The sequence below is a fragment of the Holospora curviuscula genome, assembly GCF_002930195.1.
Taxonomy (GTDB): domain Bacteria; phylum Pseudomonadota; class Alphaproteobacteria; order Holosporales; family Holosporaceae; genus Holospora; species Holospora curviuscula.
In genome coordinates this window covers 1-4,421 of sequence record NZ_PHHC01000097.1, presented here as the reverse complement: position 1 = coordinate 4,421, position 4,421 = coordinate 1, and the positions used below count along the sequence as shown (strand labels likewise).

General features: G+C 39.6%; 3 protein-coding genes. All 3 read left to right on the top strand.

What is annotated here, in order from left to right; genetic code table 11:
- Positions 1–220 (top strand): IS66 family transposase (locus tag HCUR_RS07850; RefSeq protein WP_165780786.1); only part of this gene is annotated, 220 nt, incomplete at its 5' end.
- 427 nt (positions 221–647) lie between these two features.
- Positions 648–3,359 (top strand): PD-(D/E)XK nuclease family protein, encoded by a 2,712-nt coding sequence (locus HCUR_RS05130; RefSeq protein WP_104207048.1) that lies wholly within the window; start codon positions 648–650, stop codon positions 3,357–3,359.
- A gap of 221 nt (positions 3,360–3,580) precedes the next feature.
- On the top strand, positions 3,581–3,934 hold the full coding sequence (locus HCUR_RS09205) for a hypothetical protein (RefSeq protein WP_207760932.1): 354 nt from the start codon (positions 3,581–3,583) through the stop codon (positions 3,932–3,934).
- Positions 3,935–4,421 lie beyond the last annotated feature (487 nt).

The following is a 4,421-nucleotide window of genomic DNA, read 5'->3' as shown; positions in this document are numbered from 1 at the left end:
GCCCCCTTTGGTGGAAAAAAATGATTCTAAAAGAGGAACGTGTGTCAAGGGAAAAGGCTATAACTTGCTTGTTAGATTCCAAGACCGCAAAGAAGGGATTCTGTTGGTTTTAAAAATTCCCTGGGTGCCGTTTACAAATAATGTAGCCGAACGGGATCTGCGAATGGATGAAGGTGCAGCAAAAAGTTTCAAGGTGTTAGCAAACAGCCTAGGGCGCTGATCCACATGCGATTTTACGCAGCAATGCATCAACGTTGAAAAAGAACGGTCTGATATGTGTTCACCTAGATTAAACGCGCTACGCAAGAAAATGTGCACTTCTAAGACATCCTCGATCACCTCAGATCGATCTTATCCAGCTCTACTTTTCTCACCCCCATAGCCTTTACGATGGAGGGATTACGTTGGTTGTGACCTAATTTATACTCTAAATTTTATAGACGATTTTTTTCCACAGAACATTTCTAACTAAGGCTCTTTTGGGAGCTTTTCCTAAAATTGCTCTCTTGACTTATGAGAAGCGTAGAACTCATTCCTTTTGAGAGGAGAACAAACGCTCAGTATGGGCCTATGATGGATTCAAGAGATACGCTACACTTAATTTATGTAGATAAAAAAATAACTTTTCATTGATTCTATCTTCATGGATGATGAGCGCAAAAGGAGAAAACCTCTTTGCGTTAACTGCTCACTGGGTGGTACTGCAGTCTCAGCGTTTAGGAGTCCCTGTTTCGGAATGGGAGGTGTACGTGCCTTATGCGCGATGCATTTCTTTTTTGCAAAGGGAATTCCTAACCCAAGCCCCTTTGGGCACTCTTCCTAAGGTTTATCCTCTTATCGAGACTCACCCTATTTCTTCTGAAACGCGGTTAGGCTTGATGCTTTCTTTTTTAACGCCAGTATTGCCCCGTTTGTCTTTAGAGCACCGTATTTCCATGGCGCAAGATGCATTGGAGTTGTGGGAAGAAAGCTTAATCTATAATACACCGTGGAATAAATTAAATGAAATACAAGAAGGGATTTTTTCCCAATATCATGGTGCGACTTTGCACGTGTTACGTTACATTTCAGAGTGTTGGCCTGATTTTGTAAAAAAAAAAAATCCTACTTACAATGCATATTTAGAGCATATTCTTGATCGTCAGAAATCTTTAAAAGGGCCAACCCTTTTGGTCGGATCTCAAGGGACCCTTCCTTCTACTCGCAAATTAATGAAACAATTAAATACATGGCATCAAGGATGGATAATGTTTCCTTATGGACCTAATTTGAAATATCCGTTATGTCCTTCCCATCCTTTTTATGGATTTCAAACCACGCTATTAGAATTAGAGGTTGCGTATGAGGAGCTTGTAATCATTTCTCGTGATTCTTTTATGGCCTTGTCTTCAAGGGAAAATTGGTCTAGAAACGCATTATATTTACCCGATGCTCAAGACGCTTTTTTATCTTCTTATGAAGGAACCTGTTTAACGCACACCCCAAAAAATACTTTTCAGTATATTAGCGTCTCTACACCCTTAGAGGAAGCCCATCAAGTGGCAGAATGCTTGATAGCTTACTACAAAGCGGGACAATCAGTGTTGTGCGTAACGCCAGACTCAGTGCTGGCCCAAGGCGTTTCCACTTTATTGAATCATGAAGAAATACCGATTAAATGGCAAGGCAGTTTAAGCCTCATACATCATAGTAGTGCGCATTTCATTCTAGCTTTATGGCAGTGTGTACAAAAAAAATGGCCTTTTTTTTCTACACTTGATTGTGTAAAGCATAACGTATGGAGACTGCGTTATCCTGTTCTTTTTCAGTGGATATGTTTTCTTGAAGATCAATATTTTCGAGGCAACGGGCTACCAGAAAATTTATTAGAGTGGCTCAAGCGTCATGGACAACATACCCATTATCCGGGTATTGCTGCACGGATTATAGAGATTTATCACATTCATCTTCAGCCGCTGTCCTCTATGATAGAGTCTTTGCAGGGCTACCCATTAGAAACTTGGCTCCAGACATTAATGCGTACACTCCAAGGGCTTCTAAAGGATACCCTTTGGCAAGAAACCGGAGTAGAAATAAAAGGGGCACTGGATGCATTAATGCATAGCAGCTGCGCTTATGAAGAAATGCATGGAGTAGATGTAGAAGCTTTGCTGACACATCTATTTAACACGCGTACTGTATCTTTTTCAGAACACCCTTGTTCAGTGCTTCATATGTGCGGTCCTCGGGAAGCTCGAATGTTGGTGCCATATTATGATGTATGCATCATGACTAGCTTATATGAAGGGGGATGGCCTAGACCCATTACATCAAATCCCTTACTTCCACCTTCACTACAAGAGTCTTTAAATTTTCCCCTTTCTTCTTGGCAAATTGGATTGGCTTCTCGAGATTTTTTTGCCTGTTTAGTTGCGCCGAATATCGTGATGATACGTGCTAAAGAAAATGGGGAGGCCTCTCGTTTTTTATCTCGCTTACAGGCAGTACTTCCTCGTCCTATTTCAGAGTCTTTTAAGTCTTCATTTTATTCTCCTGTAGCGTGCAGTAAACCGTCTATTCTGTGTTCTGGTGTGACTCCTAAAGTTCTTTCCGTAAGTGACATGGTTTTATTAAACACGAATCCTTACGGATTTTTCTTAAAACGGATCTTAGGGATTTCTCCTCTTCCATCTTTTCAGCAAGATGTGTATAGGCTAGGAATCTCGTGTCATCGTGTCCTAGCCCACTGGATGCGTCGTTGTCCTCCCACCACTTCTCTTCCAGAATCTGTATTACGATTCCACTTAATGCAGCTAGTGGAAGAAATGCTTTTTAGTCAATGGGATAATAGGATTACTCAGACTCAAATTTTACGATGCTTTGAGGGGATGTTTCAGTATGAACTGAAATGCAGGCAGCACTTTTTTACTAGTTTTCTGGAAATAAGAGGCTCTCAAGAAGTGCGTACTTCTTTTGGTCCTGTGACCTTAGTGGCTCAAGCAGATCGTATTGATCATAGAATAGAGGGAGGCATTATTATTGATTACAAAACAGGCACTCTCCCTAAGCACATTCAAGAGAATGGTACAAGTACTCAAGTATGGTGGTGGGCTTGGCTTTTACAAAACGGCGGATTTCACTCTATCCGACACGCTTCTCCTAAAGCAGTGCAATGGCTTCATGTTTCTTTATCAAGCGGATTTCGGTGTTTAGAGTCTGAGATAGACATGACCTTATCCCAAAATATCCAAACTCAATGGGAGGAATTAGAGGCTTATATTTTGGGCAAAAAAGCTTATACTCCTTTAGAATCACCAAATTTTACAGATGGAATTTCAAGGAGATTGGAATGGAGCACTTTGACAGATATAGTAATTTAGCTTAAAGATGGGATTTAAAAGAATTCAAGTAAAGCCTTATATCATTTAGATTGAGTAACGCGGCGCTTAATTCATTGTTTTATAGTAGCCCAGAATTTCTTCATTGGCTTCAATATAGTGGAAGAAAAAAAACGCTATATCCAACAGATTCAATCTCTTCCTTCATCTTTTGAGACTTAGGAAACGAAGCATGATCCATAATTAGGCTGGGGTTTAGCGCTGTGATTCAACGCTGTGCTCCCCAACGATTAAAAAGAGGAGTAATTGCAAGAATCATTAAAAATCTTGGGTGCTATGGATGGATTATTTCAACGATACTAGGGGGTCTTTTGGAATATGGACTACGCTTTTTACCAATCACTGTTTTACTTCTCTTACCCAGCCCGCTGCCTTTACAAAGGGTCATCTCTATAACACGCTCGTCACGCTATACAAGACTTTCCGGCGCTGTATCGTTGGTTGTTTTTCTTGATATGTATTGCGTCATATGCTTTTCCAAAGGAACAGGGTTGTTTACAGGTAAAGCCTCACTTTTTAAGTTTTCTACATACAGAAGCAATGCTTACGTTACATAGTTTAACGCTCTCTGCATGTTTTATCTTTTTGATGTTCAACATACATTTTTAGTAGATTTAGATCGATACTTTTGTTACGGCCTTATCGTGCTCTAGCTATGATGACTTCTTCTTTTTCCTAGTCTATCCACTCTCTACTTACACTACTTTTGCTCACCGTAACTATTCTTGTGCGCATCTTTTGAGTATTACCTAATGTTATGTATTTTATTACGCTTTCTTTTAAGTTTATTTGGTGTTGTATTTTTTTTTAATTTCTGACAAGTATAACACATATAATCCCATATTGAAGCTAAATTACTATAAGAGCTTGTCCGCAAATGAGAGATATGTTAGTGTATCTGGATGATGTTGGATGCAATTGAGGAATATAAATGAATAGAAGAGCGTATGAGACAGATTTAAAAGACAAAGAATGGGAATTAATATCGGAATATTTTATACCAAATATTAAGAAGGCTGGCAGGCCTGTGAAACACAGCAGAAG

What these genes read in the sequence shown, in the direction of transcription:
- HCUR_RS05130 (WP_104207048.1), top strand. Translation starts at nt 648, where the DNA reads ATGATGAGCGCAAAAGGAGAAAACCTCTTTGCGTTAACTGCTCACTGG.